General features: G+C 47.1%; 19 protein-coding genes. 9 read left to right on the forward strand and 10 right to left on the reverse strand.

Features of this window, described 5'->3' with window-relative positions:
* Positions 1-9: 9 nt before the first annotated feature.
* The 4 genes from KOG47_RS11430 to KOG47_RS11445 all read right to left on the reverse strand — a co-directional run bounded on the left by KOG47_RS11430 (position 10) and on the right by KOG47_RS11445 (position 3685).
* Entirely contained in the window at positions 10-456 is a 447-nt protein-coding gene (locus KOG47_RS11430) for a hypothetical protein (RefSeq protein ID WP_215244261.1), read from the reverse strand.
* A 104-nt stretch (positions 457-560) separates the two neighbouring features.
* Complete coding sequence (locus KOG47_RS11435) at positions 561-1460, reverse strand: class F sortase (protein ID WP_215244262.1); 900 nt, start codon at positions 1458-1460, stop codon at positions 561-563.
* A gap of 19 nt (positions 1461-1479) precedes the next feature.
* Positions 1480-2820, reverse strand: coding sequence for a copper amine oxidase (locus tag KOG47_RS11440; protein WP_074035026.1), 1341 nt, complete (start codon positions 2818-2820; stop codon positions 1480-1482).
* 85 nt (positions 2821-2905) lie between these two features.
* A complete protein-coding gene (locus KOG47_RS11445) occupies positions 2906-3685 on the reverse strand; it encodes an AraC family transcriptional regulator (RefSeq protein WP_215244263.1) in 780 nt (259 codons plus the stop codon).
* Between the two features lie 124 nt (positions 3686-3809).
* Between KOG47_RS11445 and KOG47_RS11450 the strand changes: the two genes are divergently transcribed.
* Both KOG47_RS11450 and KOG47_RS11455 read left to right on the forward strand, forming a co-directional pair.
* Positions 3810-5459, forward strand: coding sequence for a glycoside hydrolase family 13 protein (locus KOG47_RS11450; protein ID WP_159563305.1), 1650 nt, complete (start codon positions 3810-3812; stop codon positions 5457-5459).
* Positions 5460-5562: 103 nt separating this feature from the next.
* The gene (locus tag KOG47_RS11455) at positions 5563-6069 is read left to right on the forward strand and encodes a flavodoxin domain-containing protein (protein ID WP_159563306.1); all 507 of its coding nucleotides are present in this window, start codon (positions 5563-5565) and stop codon (positions 6067-6069) included.
* Here the strand turns inward: KOG47_RS11455 and KOG47_RS11460 are convergent.
* Positions 6033-7631 carry a glycoside hydrolase family 55 protein gene (locus tag KOG47_RS11460; protein ID WP_215244264.1) on the reverse strand — a complete coding sequence of 533 codons (1599 nt, stop codon included), beginning with the start codon at positions 7629-7631 and terminating at the stop codon, positions 6033-6035. The two genes, KOG47_RS11455 and KOG47_RS11460, sit on opposite strands and share 37 nt — an antisense overlap.
* Positions 7632-7892: 261 nt before the next feature.
* Between KOG47_RS11460 and KOG47_RS11465 the strand changes: the two genes are divergently transcribed.
* From KOG47_RS11465 to KOG47_RS11480, 4 genes are all read left to right on the forward strand, one after another.
* A complete protein-coding gene (locus KOG47_RS11465) occupies positions 7893-8093 on the forward strand; it encodes a cold-shock protein (protein WP_015880427.1) in 201 nt (66 codons plus the stop codon).
* Between the two features lie 117 nt (positions 8094-8210).
* Positions 8211-8624 (forward strand): pyridoxamine 5'-phosphate oxidase family protein, encoded by a 414-nt coding sequence (locus KOG47_RS11470; protein ID WP_143180203.1) that lies wholly within the window; start codon positions 8211-8213, stop codon positions 8622-8624.
* 183 nt (positions 8625-8807) lie between these two features.
* Entirely contained in the window at positions 8808-9314 is a 507-nt protein-coding gene (locus tag KOG47_RS11475) for a DoxX family membrane protein (protein ID WP_215244265.1), read from the forward strand.
* A gap of 80 nt (positions 9315-9394) precedes the next feature.
* Positions 9395-9691, forward strand: a complete 297-nt coding sequence (locus KOG47_RS11480) for a DUF3817 domain-containing protein (RefSeq protein ID WP_159563308.1) — start codon at positions 9395-9397, stop codon at positions 9689-9691.
* Positions 9692-9709: 18 nt separating this feature from the next.
* On the opposite strand, the gene KOG47_RS11485 is transcribed toward KOG47_RS11480, so the two are convergent.
* Positions 9710-10963: an MFS transporter gene (locus tag KOG47_RS11485; protein ID WP_215244266.1), complete on the reverse strand. Its 1254-nt coding sequence runs from the start codon at positions 10961-10963 to the stop codon at positions 9710-9712.
* Positions 10964-11072: 109 nt separating this feature from the next.
* On the opposite strand from KOG47_RS11485, the gene KOG47_RS11490 reads away from it, so the two are divergent.
* A complete protein-coding gene (locus tag KOG47_RS11490) occupies positions 11073-12263 on the forward strand; it encodes a helix-turn-helix domain-containing protein (protein WP_214691330.1) in 1191 nt (396 codons plus the stop codon).
* Positions 12264-12267: 4 nt separating this feature from the next.
* Here the strand turns inward: KOG47_RS11490 and KOG47_RS11495 are convergent, their stop codons facing one another.
* Both KOG47_RS11495 and KOG47_RS11500 read right to left on the reverse strand, forming a co-directional pair.
* Positions 12268-13275, reverse strand: coding sequence for a S66 family peptidase (locus KOG47_RS11495; protein ID WP_215244267.1), 1008 nt, complete (start codon positions 13273-13275; stop codon positions 12268-12270).
* Positions 13276-13337: 62 nt separating this feature from the next.
* The gene (locus KOG47_RS11500) at positions 13338-13664 is read right to left on the reverse strand and encodes a winged helix-turn-helix transcriptional regulator (RefSeq protein ID WP_015880434.1); all 327 of its coding nucleotides are present in this window, start codon (positions 13662-13664) and stop codon (positions 13338-13340) included.
* Between the two features lie 106 nt (positions 13665-13770).
* Between KOG47_RS11500 and KOG47_RS11505 the strand changes: the two genes are divergently transcribed.
* Entirely contained in the window at positions 13771-14574 is an 804-nt protein-coding gene (locus KOG47_RS11505) for a VOC family protein (RefSeq protein WP_159563312.1), read from the forward strand.
* A gap of 13 nt (positions 14575-14587) precedes the next feature.
* Here the strand turns inward: KOG47_RS11505 and KOG47_RS11510 are convergent, their stop codons facing one another.
* Complete coding sequence (locus KOG47_RS11510; RefSeq protein WP_031424353.1) at positions 14588-15580, reverse strand: 5'-3' exonuclease; 993 nt, start codon at positions 15578-15580, stop codon at positions 14588-14590.
* Between the two features lie 199 nt (positions 15581-15779).
* Complete coding sequence (locus KOG47_RS11515) at positions 15780-17102, reverse strand: hemolysin family protein (protein ID WP_236548961.1); 1323 nt, start codon at positions 17100-17102, stop codon at positions 15780-15782.
* A 189-nt stretch (positions 17103-17291) separates the two neighbouring features.
* On the opposite strand from KOG47_RS11515, the gene KOG47_RS11520 reads away from it, so the two are divergent.
* The gene (locus tag KOG47_RS11520; protein ID WP_215244268.1) at positions 17292-18089 is read left to right on the forward strand and encodes a glucose 1-dehydrogenase; all 798 of its coding nucleotides are present in this window, start codon (positions 17292-17294) and stop codon (positions 18087-18089) included.
* Positions 18090-18108: the final 19 nt, after the last annotated feature.

Here is an 18108-nt window from a genome sequence, read left to right on the forward strand (position 1 = left end):
GTGGGTCCATCATTCGATGAAGCGATGGTCTAAAACAGACAAGTGTTCCTGCCAATCTGGCCAAGAAGACTGAAGTGACGTGATCAATTCGTGCCCACTAAAGCTAATCGTACTTTCATGGGACGCATAAATGACCCAGTTCATTTGTTGATCGAACCAATAACGTTCTAAATAACGTCCGTCATAACAAGGATCCAAGGAAATGGTATCGATTTTCCAGAGCGTGCGATCCTCATGTAGTTCAAAGACGACATCCGCGCCTAAACGCAATATCCATTGTTGGATTTCCTTAATTTTTTGATCATCCTCCTCAATATAGTCGCTATCGAACGCAATCACATCGGTGCGCCCAGCAGTCGATAGAGGGTACCAATAATATGAATCCGTCACACCCCAAATGGCGCGAATTCTTCTCTTTAATTGATTGGCGAGAGGTGATGGAAGTTGAGTCCTCATGATGTGTAAACTCCTTATCCTAAAGTCGGTGTATGTGTTGCTACATTTACTATACATAAGAAATAGAAAAACGTCCTTAGCTGTTATCTAAGGACGTTTCGTACCTACTTCGTTGTCTGAGACGGTTTCGACTCATTTCCGAGTTGGTCAATCGCAGTCACGTAGTAGGATGCATTGTTCTCATTTGTGACCTCGATACTTTTTCGTGCATGGGAAGGGATACTTTCGATATGAGTCGCTTTTCCGTCGATGACTTCGTAGACTCGATATCCAATCACGCTCTCTTGACGAACGGCGTGCCATGTCAATAAGTTACCTTTCAATTCGACTGCCGTCGGTGTCTCGAGATCGACAGTTTCGTTCAGTTCGGTATCCACCAGCTCTGTATAGACGACGAATCGTTCATCATAGCCCCCGTCCCCGAACGTACCCGAACAGGTAATCAAATTTAAGTTCCGATTTGATGTGGCACCGAAAATCTCTTCAATTGGCGCGGTTTTCGTATCATATCGTTCTGTTTTCGTGACGCGGAACCGAAGGGTGTTACCCGCCTCATCTTGAATCAGAACGTCATCGCCTTTTGTCAGTTGATCGAGTTGATAAAAGATAGCCGGGCCGGTCTTGCTGTCGACGTGACCGGCAATCACAGCATTTCCTTTGCTACCCGGTGTGACACCGGGTTCGAACCACCCGACCTGGTTCTCATCTTCTGGTACACCCATCTGTCCATTATCGAGGACCCCGACTTGTTCGATGGCGGTGTCGACATCGATTTTAGGGATCTGGATTTGAACAGGGGTGACGGCCTTGGCGTTTTCTTCTTCCTCGGCTAAGCGTAGCTTTTTCACCTCTTCCTGTAGAAGTGAGAATTCAGCCGTTAAATCCGGGCTCTCCTCTATTTGTTTTTCTTCTACAGGTGGTGACGACGATTCTTGGGCGCTCGTCCACGTCCAGAAGCTAAAACAAAAGAGAGAGAGCGCCAGAAACAAAAGGCGCTTGTTCATGGGACTCCCTCCTTATTGATTATTGTTCAGATACTTTACGTTTGCGAAGCGTTACGAAGGCGAGTAAGATTCCGCCAAGTACAGCTAATCCAGCGTAGAGAGTGTTCATTGATTGTTCTTGTGCACCACCGAGACCTGTTTCAGGCATCTCTTCAGGCATCATTGTTTCTTCGAACTTGTCAGGCATTTGTGTCACGATCGCGTTACCGAGTGTTTCACCAACACCGAACATGAACGCATATCCTTCACGGAATGACATCCAAGCCGCTTCTGCATCGCCAGCGACATATTGATCGAATGTGTCGAGTACGAGCGCTTCGTGCTGTTTGATTGCTTCTTCACCGGCAGCTTGTGGTAAGTTACCTTCTGTTGCTGCATCGAGGAATGTGCTGAAGTCGACAGCGAATGTGTCGAGGCGCATACGCGCATCTTCAATCATCGCTTCGTCACCTTCGAGTGTAGCGGCAACGATGTCACCTTGTGCTGTGATGTGATCTGAGTTCCATACTTTCTCGAACTGTGCTGCACCTTCGTCACCATATACGGATGCGATGGCTGCTTTGAAGTCGAGTGTGTTCTGGTCTTCTGCCCATGTCACGTAGTCATAGTCCTCTGCTTGGTCGTACCCTTTTTGCATACCGATTGCAGCGAGGGCGAAGTGTTCACCTGCAAGACTGTTCAATGTTGAGCGGAGTTCAACAGCTGGTGTGTCTGCTCCAGTCGTAAATTTGTCAGGCATTTGTGTGACGATTGCACCCGAGAGAGCTTTACTGATGTTGAACATGTGCTTGTAGCCTTCACGGAACGTCATGTAAGCTTCTTCGTAATCTCCTTCGACGTAGTTATCGAATACAGAGAGGACTTGGTCTTCATGAAGTTCGAGTGCATCAGCTGCTGCGTCCTTCGGTAAGTTGCCTTCCGTCGCTGCGTCGAGGAATGTTGAGAATTCTTCTACGAACTCATCGACTTCCGCTTCAGCTTCCATGCGTAGTTCCTGGTTGTCTGATTTTGCTGCTTCTACGAAATCAGCTGAGTAGTCGTTGTGACCACGGAAGATTTCTTCAAATTGTGCAGCGCCTTCTTCACCGTAGATGGAAGCGATGGCTGGTGTCATGTCGAGCGCGTTTTGATCGAGAGCTTGATCCGCGACCTCAGCATCTGCCGCCTCGTCATATCCTTTCATCATCGATGTGACGGCTAACACGTAATGCTCAGATAAGAGTTGATCGAGTGTGGCGCGAAGGTCACCTGCTGGTGTGCTTGCTGTCGGTGTGTGATCCGCTGCCTGTGCGTTGACTGGTACGAGTAGTCCTAAGGCTAGTGCCGGTGCTACGATTTTGTTTAACGTCTTCTTCTTCATGGGTAATCGCTCCTTTTCGTAAGTGAGTGTTGTCGTTATTTACACCCATCTAACGGAGCAGTTCAAAAAATGGATCACTCTTTTTTTATTTTTTTTCGTTTTTTTGTTGAAGAGTACGATAAACCCCTGGTGCGACGCCATATTTTCGTTTAAAAATTCTGTGGAAATATGGGTAACTTCGAAATCCAGACAGTTCTGCAATCGTTTCTAACGAATGTTTTGTATAGCGCATTTGCTCTTCGGCAAGCTGTAAGCGAATCGATTGTGCATATTCGATGATCGTCATCCCGGTCCCTTCTTTAAAGAGATGAACCGTCCGTGAAACGCTGAGTCCAACCGCTGCGGCGACGTCTGACACTTTGAAGTCACTCGTTACGTGCGCTTCGATAAAGCGCATCATACGAGAGACGACTGGAGGTCGCGCATGGGAATGCACATCTTGAATCGAACGATCGAGCATGAGCAGAAGTGCTTGAACGAGTGTTTCAATTAAAACGGCACTTTGTTCAGACGGTGGACGGCGCACTTCTTCCGTAATGTGTTGCCATAGTGAGAGTAGGCGAGAATCGATAGTGATGGCATATAGTCGCTCCCGTGGAGTCGCATGCCACCATGTTTCGATTGAATGCCCGGTACAGAAGATATGATAGTCTCCGCTCGCGGGTGTATCGACATGCATTTCATAGAAGTCACCCGGACGAACAATCAATACGTCACCAGGTCGTGTGATCATCGTTTCCCCATTGACCACAATCCGAGCCGTTCCTGCCGTTTGTAAGCGAATCAGATACGTATCGAGTCGATTAGCAAATGGAAAAGTATAAGTCGTTGTATGGTATGAATAGCCACAAAAGCCGATTTCCATAATAATCTCCTCTTTTTATAGCAAGATTGTACATATCTTAATCATATCATGGATGGTCATGATTCCTTGGAGGCAGTACGATGAAAGCGTTGAAACGGAAAATGAACTTCAAGGAGGACATAACATGAAACAATGGTGGAAAGAAGCGGTCGTATATCAAATTTATCCACGTAGCTTCAATGACTCAAACGGAGATGGGATTGGCGACATCCAAGGAATCACGGAGAAGATGTCATATTTGGCAGAACTCGGGATCGACGTCATCTGGCTCTCACCGGTATACGATTCACCGAACGACGATAACGGATACGATATTCGTGATTACCGTGCCATCATGGACGAGTTTGGTACGATGGATGACTTTGATGCGATGCTTGAAGAAGCACACCGTCACGGGATTAAAATCATGATGGACCTCGTCGTCAACCATTCTTCTGACGAACACCAATGGTTCATGGAGTCGCGTTCTTCAAAAGACAGCCCATATCGTGACTATTACATTTGGAAAAAAGGGAAGGACGGTCAGCCACCGACGAACTGGGGGGCTTTCTTCGGAGGCAGTGCTTGGCAGTATGATGAGGCAAGCGATGAGTACTACCTCCATCTCTTCAGTAAGAAACAACCGGATTTGAACTGGGAAAGCGAGACGCTTCGTCGTGAAGTGTATGACCTCATGACATATTGGCTCGATAAAGGGGTCGACGGGTTCCGGATGGACGTCATCAATATGATCTCAAAAAATCCAAGCTATCCAGATGGTCAAACGCAAGGAACAGGGTTCGGTGACGGTACACCATTCTTCTTTAACGGACCACGCATCCATGAATTCATGCAGGAGATGAATCGGGAAGTCTTATCGAAATACGACACAATCACGGTAGGGGAGATGCCAGGGGTCAGTGTGGAGGAAGCCAAACTTTATACGGGTGAAGACCGCAACGAACTGAACATGGTCTTTCATTTTGAACATGTGGACGTCGGGAACGGAAGCTTCGGGAAGTGGAATCCGACAGACTGGAAGTTGACTGAGTTAAAGACAATCTTCTCGCGTTGGCAAGAAGGGCTCGAAGAGGAAGGATGGAACAGCCTGTACTGGAGTAACCATGACCAGCCCCGTGCCATCTCACGCTTTGGAAACGATTCGCCTGAATATCGCGTTCGTTCCGGGAAGATGCTCGCGACACTTCTTCATCTATTGAAAGGGACGCCTTACATTTATCAAGGAGAAGAGTTCGGCATGACGAACGTCGCGTTTGAATCAATCGATCAGTACCGAGATATTGAGACGTTGAACGCCTACCGTGACTACACATCCAAAGGGTTGTTAACGCACGACGAGATTTTCCGTGGCATCCATGAGCGAGGACGTGACAATTCACGTACACCGGTACAGTGGTCAGACGAAGCACATGGTGGATTTACGACAGGGACGCCATGGATCGAGGTCAACCCGAACTTTGTTGACATCAATGCGGAAGCGGCAAGGAAAGATCCGAATTCACTCTTCCATTACTACCGTCAGTTGATTGCGCTCCGTAAAGCGAACCCGCTCGTCGTCTACGGAAAGTATGAGCTGTTGTTACCGGAAGATGAGGCGGTCTATGCATTCACACGTTCATTCGAAGGTGAGACATGGCTCGTACTCTGTAACTTCTCCGACGAGACACAACAACGAGAGCTACCATATGACGTGAAAGAACGTGTCATCGGAAACATGGAACCGATAGAAGCGTTCACCCTTCGTCCTTATGAAGCACAAGTGTATAAACTGTGACGAAAAGCTCGCCAGACGGCGAGCTTTTTTAAGTGCATACGTATCTTCTCTCGATGATTCGGGAATAGTGTAAGTAACGTCTGACATGAAAAGAGGGAACGACATGGGTACTTTAATCGCGTACTCTTCCAGATATGGAACGAGTGAAAAAGTGGCGGCTTTACTCGCCGAACGTCTATCGGGTGACGTTCGTGTCCAAAATATCGTAGAAGAGCCGAACGTCACGTGGGAGATGGTAGATCACGTCATCGTCGGGAGCTCAATTCGAATGGGCACGATCCAAGACGAGATGAAGGAATGGTTGACGCTTCACGAAGCACACTTGCTTGAGCATCCCCTCGCTTTATATTTGTGTGCCGGGACACCGACAGAGTCGGAACGGATTCGCGAGCTAGAAGAAGCCTATCGTGACACGCTGCGCGAACATGCCTATTTCGTCGAGGTCGTCGGGAGCGGGTACGACTTTGAACGAATGGGCTTTTTAGACAAAGCAATCGTTCGCATGATGGCCAAACAAAAAGAGAGTTCACTTCAACTCGACGATGCCAAACTGAATCAACTCGTGGAAGCCGCTCAAACGTCTGAGCGCACCCGGTCTGAAAATCCTTGAGCGAGTAAATCATGCACATCAATCGGGCTTTTCGTGGAGATGAGTACATCTCCGCTTTTTTTCTGCCCTTCAATCTGATGAAGAGCAAGGTGTTCGAGTTGACGACCGATTTTTAGAGCGATAGGTGCAGATTCTTGGCATCGTAAGGCATCGATAGTCACTTCATCGGTGCGGTTATCTCCCCCAAATAGTTCGAGGTCGGCTCGGGCTGTGGTAAACCCGCGCACGGCGATTCGTTTCAGTTGAACGCGTCTCGATTTGTATTGGATCGCAAGTGCCGGATGTTGTTCGTAATCGTAGGTCGGGTCGCCGATTGCAGTCAAACCATGAATCAAGACGTCCTGATAGGCCGATACAACCAGGCTTCGTGGTGAGGATTTTGTATAGAGTGAACTGTGAACCGGCTCGACGGACACTAAGTTTGTGCCTGATAGGAAGCGGGCTGTCTCTGAGTTCGGATCGTCTGCTAAATGATGACCGATGTGACGGAAGTTAAATGAACGATTGTCATGCACCGAAAGATGGCCGAAGATATGAACGTCGTGTGCGGCAGATGAGGTCCCATGTGCTTTTACTTCGATGCCTCCAAAGCAGCCTTCCGTTCTATTGTGAACGAGTGTGACGTGCCGCGAACCGTCATCAATCTCAATCCCATTTGAGTTTGAGAACCCTAAGGCGTGTGTTCGACCGTGAGGATGATGACAATAGCAGTTGGTAATATAAATGGCATCACTATGGTGTGTGGTGATTCCGTCATCCCCATAATTCGTCGCCTCGAGATGATCGAGATGGATATATCGGCTCCCGTTTGCCGCGCGAAGCCCGTCCCCTAAGTAATGATAGTGCGGAGACGTGATGTCGAACGCATGGAGCCCAGAATTTTTGGCTATCACATGATGCACCCATCCATACGTCACATGGGCAAACGTCAAGGCGCTCGATGTCGTGTCACCGCTCGTCGTCCGTTTCACATCACCTAAGCGCGCGACATTCCAATCGAGCGTCAGGTGGCATACCTCGATATGATGATTTCCTGCAAAAGGGGTGGCGTTTCGTAACAATCGTCGATGTCTCGGTGCACGATCGGACAGTTTGAGAATCGTGACGTCTTGTCCTGCGCCTTCGAGCACGCAGTTGGAAGGTAGACGAATCCCCCGAACGATATAAACGCCTGCTGGGACAAAGACACGACGGTTCGAGCGGATGGCGAGTCGAAAGGCGAGGGTACAATCCGTTTTTCCATCTCCGACAGCACCATAGTCCGTTACATCAACACATTGTTTCGTCGTCTGCAGTAAATTCAAATATTCGGCATCGAGCCGACGCATCCAGACGGGACGAACGATGCCGTCGACTTGCTCGAGCGGAAAGGACGTGCGGACAGGGGTGATCCGTTCCGTCAATGGGATTCGACACGGGATAGATTGTTGTTGCTCAAAGTAAGAAGCTTCCCGTGTAGCACGGTGCCATTCAAGTGTTTGTTGGATGAGGTCTTCTTCCGACCAATCGGAATGAGAGGCAATCATCGATGCGATTGCGTGTGGGTCCTTAATGTTTTTCATTATAAATCCTCCTAGCATCATCTTCTCTAGCATGTACCCGTTTCACCTTGTTTTTTAGCAATCAGAAGTATTTACTAGACAGAAACATCTAGTCGTGTTATATTCAATATGTGCTTAATTAAGAATAGCTGGAATCATAATTCACAAGTGCTTGGGATTATTTTTCATTAGATAATCCAGAGGCTTGTATTTTTTTTGGTCAAGTTTTTTCTAGTAAGGCACTACTATAACGCATAGCGTTTATTTCAGGAGGGTTCATTCATGAACACAGGTAAAGTAAAATGGTTTAACTCAGAAAAAGGTTACGGCTTCATCGAAATGGAAGGCGGAGACGACGTATTCGTACACTTCTCAGCAATCCAAGGCGACGGCTTCAAAACACTTGAAGAAGGCCAAGAAGTAACTTTCGAAATCACTGACGGAGCTCGTGGACCACAAGCTTCTAACGTTGAAAAAATCTAATCTTCCTTTCTAAGGAATATGATACCTGCTCGCATCGGCGAGCAGGTTTTTTTGTGTTTAATCCCATAGTTTGAGGGAACAGTATACGAGCGACAAATCATGAAGGAGGAATTTGGAATGAGTGCAAAAGACACAGCGTTAAAAATTCTAGAGGGTAGCAATGTCGGGACGATGGCGACCGTGTATAAGGTGAAACCCCACAGTCGATATATGACATTTTTCCATGATGATTTCACACTCTACACAGCAACCTCTAACGATACAGATAAAGTAGAAGAACTAGAAAAGAATCCATATACGCATATTTTAATCGGCTACGATGGAGATGGTGTGGGCGACACTTACTTAGAAATCCTCGGTAAAGCGACCGTGTCGGATGATGAATCGATGAAAGAGAAAGTATGGAATGAGAAACTTGAAGGATGGTTCGATGGTCCGGACGATCCAAAGCTTGTGATCCTTAAAATCGAACCGGAATCGATGCGCGTGATGAACAAGAAAGGTCAACCACCACAAGAAGTGACACTATAATCTCTTCTAAGACACCTAAATCAGGTGTCTTTTTTTGTGGATGAATGTGAATAGAATATGGCGTACATATGGACGAATCATGAACAAAGGAAAATACATATGTGAAATAGTGAACATGAATGGTATATTGTGAATGTAATCACATTATACATTTATTTAACTTCTTGAAAGGGAGGAATTATGATGTTCACGAAATTTTGGCAAAATCATAACATCGCTACAGCGATCTTGACGGTGTTACGTGTATGGCTCGGTTATCATTGGTTAACGGCAGGTTGGGGTAAAATCACGGGAGGTTTTGGAACAGAAGGATTCTTAAACAATGCGGTGTCACTCGCTTCTGGAGAACATCCGGCCGTTGCTGGATGGTGGGCTGCATTCCTAGAAAACTTTGCGATTCCAAACGCCGGGCTATTCGATGTCCTGATTCCTTACGGTGAATTCTTGGTAGGCTTAGGATTATTGCTCGGTGCCCTCACACGTAGCGCAGCGTTCTTCGGACTCGTCATGAACATGGCGTTCTTACTATCAGGAACAGTCAGTACGAACCCAACGATGTTGATCGTATCTGTCTTGATTTTAGTTGCCGGTCATAACGCTGGAAAAATTGGGGTCGACGGGTTGTTCCTTCGCCGTTTTGTCGAAACGAAAGTATTGCATCGTTCACCAAATCGTCAAATAGCCTCGTAACTTTTATGCGTTCTCTTGTGACAAACCTCTCACGTTTCGGCTACGATAGACATAGCCTACAGAAATAAAGGAGAACGCATATGACTACGACTCATTTTAAATGGCTTGGCTACACAGAAGGTGTATCCTTCTTGTTATTACTGTTCATCGCGATGCCGTTGAAATATATGGCTGGTATTCCACTCGCGGTCAGTATCGTTGGTGCAGCACATGGTTTCTTATTTGTTGCGTATGTGCTCGCGGCGATGTACATGGCATGGCGCTTGCGCTGGGGATTCAAAGTTTTGACGCTTGCTGTCATGGCATCGGTTATCCCATTCGGACCATTTTTATTAGAAAAACGGGTACTCCCGTCAACAGAGAAGACATCGAACTGATTCGTTCGATGTCTTTTTTTATGATACGCGATCCATTGACTGAGCTGAATCTCGTTCTTCTCGAATGTCATGACGTATTCGGTACGTGAGGACGAACGTGCAGATGAGTAGACCCACCATACAAGCGGTGTAGAGATGGGCAACAGAGACGAGATCACTCAATACCCCGAATAGGATAAATCCAATCGGCGTAATCCCCATCGCGAGTGATTCGAGCACACCGATGACGCGCCCTAAATAGTTCGGATCCGTATTCGTTTGGAGGAACAATTGAATCGGGATGTTGACACGTACGATCAAGAAACCACTCAATAAAGCGAAGACCGCGAAAAAGAAAATTGACGTGAGGACGTTGAAGTTAAAATATAATGGAATGGCGGGTCCGACGAACAGAACGCTAAGAATGGTCAACGCGGATCGCATCGTTGCTAAGCGATGTTTGATTTTGAATAACGGTAAGGCATGAAGTAAGGAAGCGACTAAAAAACCAATGGCGACCATGCTTTCAAGGAGTCCGAATTGAAACGGGGACACACCGACTTCCTGTAACGCTGCAATCGGGAACAACACTTCCGATGCGACGAAAAAGAAATTCAAGAAGGCAGCTAGGACGGCAACTGTCCACAAGACTCTTTGTTGTTTCAAGTAAGACAGACCGGACCGTACGTCTTCCCAAGTCGATTGTTCGGTGGGTGCGACCTCTTTCTGATGAAATTTAAGTCGAGAGGCGAGAAGTGCGGCAATCATAAAGAATAGAGCTGAACTGAACAAAAAGACAGGAATCGGTATGAGTTTAAACAGGGCCCCGGCAAGAAGCGGGGTGCCGATGCTTGAAATGGAGATGATACTTTGAATGAGAGAGTTGGCGCGTTGCAGTTCATCTTCCTCAAATAAAAGAGGAATCGAACTTGATAACGTGACCGATAAGAAAGTGGAAACGATCGCTAAGAAGAATGTGATGACGTAAAAAGCGGGTGCTTCAAACGTCCAAAGTAAGCTTCCAACACCTGCGAGTAAAAATAATCCTCCGTTCAAAGACTCCATCCTAATGATGACTCGCTTTCGGTCAAGTTTGTCTGCATAAGCGCCGGCGAATGGGGATAGAAGCACACGGGGTAATGTACCTGCGAGGAGAACGAAGGCGAATTGGAGCCCAGATCCGGTCGTCGTCAACACCGTGAGTCCCGCCACAAACGTAAATAAGTTGGATGCGAATAACGACATGAATTTACCGAGCAGTAAAATTGATAGATTTGAAGAGAGAAACTTCATAGAAACACTCCTTTGCAAATTAGTTAAATGTGATTTAACATTATCATAAAGGCAACGAAGTGAATTGTAAATATAAAGTTCAATATAATTTAACTTTTTGAGGTGACATATGATTGGTGAGCGCATTAAAGCATTGCGAAAACAGAAAAAAATGACTCAGACGCAGCTGGCGGAAGGGATTGTCACAAAATCGATGCTCAGTATGATTGAGAACGGAAAAGCAGAGGCATCGATGCGCAGTTTACGAGAACTTGCCAGTCGATTAGATGTCTCGATGCAACAGTTATTGACCGATCCAAAAGAGGTCGAACTACAGTCGCTGGTGGAGAAGCTAGAATTTGAGGAGATGCAACTCATTTCACTACCGGATCAAAAAATTCGGGAAATGCTCAAGCCTTACTTACAGGAAGAAATGAACTCCGTGTGGCAAGGAAAAGCATATATGCTGTACGGTGATACGTACTTTCAAGAGGGCGAGAATGAGAGAGTACTAGCTTACTATGACCGCGCGATTGAGATTTTTGAGAAGCTAGGTGAGTCCGAAGAATTGGCGATGGGACGAATTAGCCAGGCTTATTATTTATTGATGTGGAACCGCTACGAGGAATCGATTGAACGGATTGAAGCGATAGAACTACTTGATGCAAAATATATGAAAACAAAGACACGAACTGAATATGCCATGTTAATTGTATTTAAGAATCTTCTTTGTGATGAGGATTTAGAAGGGGCAATTCGACAGCTTGAAGACGTGCTCGAGTATATGACACGGACAAGAATCTACTACCGTGCGGACGACGTGTATCGCACCATTTCGATTTGCGCGCTCTATTTGAACGATGAGAAGAAAATTCATGAGTCGTTACAAAAGGCGAAGCAATATATTCAATTCACGGAAGATCGTTTGGCTGAAATCAAAGTGGCACTTTCTGAAGCGCTCTATGCGATGGAATATCGACATGTCAAACTATTAGGAAAGAACATCAAATTGATGGAATCTCTCACGACAGATGTCGAACCATTTATAGCAGCGATTTCGATGGCGAAAGGTGTGTACTACGCTTTTCGAGGGGAAACGGAAATGGGAAGAGAGTGTTTATTGGCATTATGGGAAAACAGAGATGAGTGGAAAACACATAGCTTAGTCGATATCGCGATTTACTACGAAGGTTTATTAAGGGGAACATTGAACGGATGTGGGGATGACTGGGTGCCAGTCATCGAAGAACAAGTAGCTGAATTCCCGCAAGGACTGTTTCGCAAACGTTTAGAGACATTGCTACAACAAATCAAGGGCTGACGAATCAGCCCTTGAACGTTTGAATCAATGTTCCTTTGCCATGCTCGACTTGTACAGAAGCGTGGGCCCCATTGACGAGTGTCATCTGAGGGGGTACGTGTCCGCAATCGATATCAAAAAAGATAGGAACTTCTAACATATGATGAAGCTCCTCATATACCATTTCGACCGTATAGTCTTGATGCACAGAGGGGGCGTCACTCCGTCCAAATAGAATGCCCGACGTCTGCTCAAACCAACCGGCCCACTTCATTTGAAGAAGGGTCCTTTTTAATGCTGGGACGTTCAGCTCAGCGTTCTCAAAATACCAAAGAATTGGTTCATCGTTCAGGTGATCGCGTTGGAACGTCTTGACGTCTCCATACGGTGTCCCGATTGTATGTAAGAGCACATCGAGACATCCACCGAGCAAGCGCCCCGTTGCGTTTTGACCACCGATCGCTTTCCATTCGGTCGTCTCCGTCAGATGAAACAGATGTGGCGTCGGATTATCATGCTGCCATTCGTTTTGGAACTTCTCGGACGAGCGTTGGATGACCGTTTCGTCGGTCCGCGTCGACAATACATCGAGCCAGCGTGAACTCGTCTCGTCCCACATATCGGCACGCAAGTCGACTAAGTTTGGACCGTGGGCGGAGGCGATTCCGGTTTTTAGCGTATACACAAAAAGTAATAGGCTCGTATCCGAATAACCGAGTATCCATTTTGCGGACAAGGACTGCCACTCGATGTGATCGAGGATTTCCATTAAGAGTTCCCCACCCCAGGGCGGAACAATCAAGTCGACATTGTCATCTTGAAGTAGAGATGTCAGTTCATGTGCACGGACTCGAGCCGGAGCGGACTTCCCAGATCGTTGTTTCCACGCATTCGGAGTGAATTGCAACGTGAACCCTCGATCGGAAAATTTCTGTTCCGCTTGATGCAATAAATGGTGTAATTCTTCTGGTATACCTGACGAAGGGGCGGTGACACCAATTTGATGACCGGTTAACTGTGGATAACGAATCATGACAACCTCCTGTGGATAAGTGATATGTTCAGTAGAAAAATGGGTTATCCACATGTGGACAACTAATTAGAGCGCATCCGTTCGGCATGACGCATTCCCCATTCGTTCATCGCTTCGAGAATCGGAATCAGTGTTTTCCCGTACTCACTTAAGCGATAATCGACACGAGGTGGAACTTCTGGATAGACGGTCCGGATGACGATATCCTGTTCTTCTAAGTCGCGGAGTTGTGCGGTCAATATCTTTTGGCTGATTTTTGGTAACGCGCGTTTCAACTCACTGAAACGCAATGTATCTCCATTGATCAACACGAGGAGGATGGAATGTTTCCATTTTCCTGTAATCAGTTCGAGTGCCGTATCGACTTCACAGCTTGTTATGTTAGTCACGTCGCTCTTCCTTTCCAATAGTATCGTTGAAGTAACTATACCACCTTTTTGTGCCTACTTCTGTAACATCGACCGAGCGGGTATAGTGAAGGGGAGGTGATAATATATGAAAATCGAAAAAATCGAACTCGGTCCGGTAACGCTTCGAGTCCGTGACATTGAACAGGTGACACGATTTTACGTAGACGTGATTGGGATGAGTATTTTAGAAGAGAGCGAAGAGCTCATTACACTCGGTACGAAGGAACGTCCGCTTGTCATCTTGCACAGTGTCCCGCAAGCGAAAACCAATCCACGGGCGGCAGGCTTGTTCCATTTAGCTATTCTGTTCCCGAACCGTGTAGAGTTAGGAAGCATGTTGGCACATCTCATTGAGCGACGCATCGAAGTGGGGCAAGGCGACCATCTCGTGAGTGAAGCCTTCTACTTGAGCGATCCAGAAGGAAACGGGATTGAATTGTATGCCGACCGCCCGAAGGACCAATGGACGTACGAGGCAAACGGCCATGTGAAAATGGCGACCGAGCCTGTCGACTATGAATCGATGCTTCAAGCGGCAGCCAATCGGTCGTTTACTGGTTTACCGATCGGAACGACGATGGGGCACGTGCATTTTAAAGTACGCTCAATCGAGGCGGCGAAACGTTTTTATCATGATCGGCTTGGCTTCTCCATTACGACGGATTCTTATCCAGGCGCACTTTTCCTAGCAGCTGATGGCTACCACCATCACATCGGAACGAACGTGTGGGCCCGTCCGAGCGATCCTGTGGGAATGGAGACCGGAATCGAAGCATGGACGCTTCTCGTCAATGAAGAGACGAACCAGGCGTTAGGCGGAACATCGTCTGAATGGTCGTTGACCGATGAAGACGGGATTACCGTGCATATTAAAAGAACGAACGCTTGAGCGTTCGTTCTTTTTAACGTGCGGATGTTTTCTTCTGACCTGCGTTAAACGAGAGACGAAGTCCGCGTTTTTGATACGCTTGCTCGACTCGTTTAGGATTGAGGCTGAGCTCAAGGTGAGCTAGCTTCAAATGTTCAAGTGCCGGCACCGTGACATCGAGGCGAACGAGCTCCATATTGCGCTCTGCTTTTTTGCGTGTTCGTCTCAAGTTACGGGGCACCTCCTCTGACGTCAGTGCCGCGATCGTTTCATTTACTTGTTGTCGTTTTTCACCCTTGATGCTCAAGGCAGAATACAGCTTATCGAGCGAACCAAATCGTTTGATGAGTTGAACCGATTGGCTTTCGTCGAGCCCGGCAACTGGAGGGATTCCGTCAGAACGGTCTCCTGTCAACGCTTTGACGGCTGACAGTTGCTTCGGTTTCAATCCTTCGTATAGCGCCGCAATCTCTTCTGGTCGAATTTCTAAATGACGCTTGAGTGGCAACGGACGATTATCACGAATGTCACAGCGAGCCTGCATTTGCTGAAGCTCCTGTGTCTGTAACCAAACGGTGATTCGTGGACTGACAAGCTGTAACAAGTCTTTGTCTTTTGTCATGATGACGACAGGGGCACTGCAACTGAATTTACGGGCGATGTGGGCAATCAAGTCTTCCCCTTCATACCCTTCTACTTGGAATTGTGGGATTCCACTATCCTCAAGCAGTTGGCGCATGAGTTCCATCTGCGCTTTTAATTCAGGCGGTGTTTGACGTCTGCGACGTTTATAGCCTGGGTACAGTTCTCGACGCCATAATGTTTCACGTGAGACGTCCCAAACAACGACAAAATGAGTCGGACGATGTCTGCGTAGAATCGTCCGGATGAGGCCGGTCATTCCGATGACGGCACTCCGATCGTTTTTAGATACCTCGCGTCCTTTTTTCGTTCGGCTCGCGGCGGCACCATAATAAGCACTGGCCAGCATGGAGTTACCGTCAATCAAAAATAGTTTGCGTTCCATGCGTAACCTTCTTTCTATTTCTTTCTGTTTAAACCGAACATCTCGCCATGTTTCGGTGATGTTGTGTCATTGAGTGGGTGACACTCAAATAAGCAACATATGTGCAGTATATCACGGGAAGAGGCGAAAATATAGCGACAGTTCGGTGCAAACGAGAAAAACCCTTCTCCATATTTCGGAGAAGGGTTTAAAGAAAGCATCATTCAGATAATGGTTCTTCCTCTTCGTGAGAGGCGAGAATCAAGTCGACAAAGACGATGCGGTGGTTATCGACTTCACTGACAATCAGTTCATGGTTGCCAGGTAAAAGGAAGCGCTCGCCTGTTCGGGCATTCGCTTTTTGTGATAAAACGAATCCACCGACCGTATCGACGTCATCTTCGATTTCGATGCCGAACCGCTCTTCGAGTTCTTGCGTTAAAACGAGTCCCGAAAGGCGATAATGTTTCGGAGCGACTTCTGTAATTTCAGCCTGTTCGTCTCGATCGAACTCGTCTCGAATCTCGCCGACGATTTCTTCTAAAATGTCTTCAATCGTCAACAGTCCTGCCGTCCCGCCGTACTCATCGATGACGAGACACATCATCGTCTGCGCGTTTTGCATTTTCACCATCGCTTCTTGAAGTGGCGTGAACTCGGTGACGAGCGGCAATTGATGAATGAACGACTCGAACGGTGCATCATTTTTTGAAAGTTGAGCAGTGAAGAGCTGTTTCGCATTCACGAATCCGAGAACGTCATCGCGATCGCCATCTCGTGTGACAGGATAGCGTGTATACTGATGCTCTTCGACAACGGCAATGATTTCTTCAATCGTATCTTCTTCATCGATTGTCACCATGTTCATTCGTGGGACCATGGCATCTTTGGCGATCCGTTCGTCAAAGGAGAAGATATTTTGTACATAAGCCAACTCGTTTTCATTGATCTCACCGCTACGGAAACTTTCCGTCATGATGATTTTCAGTTCTTCTTCCGAGTGTGCCGTTTCTTGCGCTGTCGTCTGTACCCCGAATAAGCGAAGTGTGATTCGAGCCATACTGTTCAAGGCCCGAATAAACGGATAGAAAATTTTTGTGAAGACGTAGAGCGGACGTGCGACGAGGAGCGTCAGTTTTTCCGCTTCATGAACTGCAAGTGTCTTTGGCACGAGTTCACCGATGACGACATGGACGAACGCAATCAATAAGAAGGCAATCAAAAACGACAAGAATGTCACGAGAGATGGCGATATGTTCAATTGTTCGACCAGAGTGTGGATATACGCTTCGATTTGATCGGCACCAATCCATCCAAGGCCGAGTGCAGAAAGCGTGATTCCGAACTGAGAGGCAGAAAGGGAGTCGTCGATATTCTCGATGACTTTTTTCGCGCTGACCGCTCTCTTATTTCCTTCGAGCACGAGCTGGTCGAGTCGAGCGCCACGCACTTTCACAATTGAAAATTCGGCTGCCACAAAAAAGGCAGTCAAAAAGATTAAAAGTGCAACGACGAGTAAGCTGAGTAACATGGGACTGTCCAACAATTCCCCCAAAAATCGGGGAGTCACCTCCATTGAGTATAAGATCAAACGTCTTTCAGGCGTTTCCTGAAAACGAATAGTTTGTTTCAGTATAGTTGATTTGTTTCAAATATTCAAAATGCAGCCAATCATGTTTGATGAAGAGGGGAATGCGGGAACTAAACCCGAGAAGATGAAGGAGGAATTGACATGGCAAACTATCCAGAGTTAAAAGGCAAAGTCGCGGTCATCACGGGCAGCTCGAAGGGGCTCGGTCGTGCCATCGGGGAGCGTTACGCAAAAGAAGGGATGAGCGTTGTCCTGAATTACCGCAACAGTGAAAAAGAGATGGAAGAAGTCATCCGTGGAATCGAGGCAGCTGGCGGGAAGGCTGTCGCCGTGAAAGGAGACGTCGCGGAGGAAGGACTCGCGGAGAAGATGATTGAAAAAGCCATCTCTGAGTTTGGGAAGATGGATATTTTCGTGAATAATGCCGGCGTACAAGTCGAGGCAAAAACACATGAGATGGAGTTTGATAACTGGAAGCAGATTATCGACGTCAACTTGAACGGGACGTTCCTTGGTGTTCGTGCTGCTTTAAAATACTTCGTTGAGAATGAAATCGAGGGGAACATTATCAATATGTCTTCTGTTCACGAAGTCATCCCGCGTCCGGGGTATACACATTACGCAGCCAGCAAGGGTGGCGTGAAAATGTTCACGAAATCCGTCGCGCTTGAGTATGCTCCAAACCATATTCGTGTCAATGCAATCGCACCTGGGGCGATTGATACACCAATCAACGAAGAGACGATGAGCGACCCGGAAGAGAAGAAGGGATTAGAAGCGCTCATCCCATCTCACGTCATCGGGAAGCCGGAACAAATCGCAGCCGTTGCCGCTTGGCTCGCGTCGGATGAGTCGTCCTATGTGACGGGGACAACCATCTTTGCGGACGGTGGGCTTTCGCTCTATCCGTCATTTGGTCCAGAGAACAAAGTCCAATAAACAAGAGGGTGCGATGATG

Source organism: Exiguobacterium sp. s121, assembly GCF_018617245.1.
Classification (GTDB): Bacteria; Bacillota; Bacilli; order Exiguobacteriales; family Exiguobacteriaceae; genus Exiguobacterium; species Exiguobacterium profundum.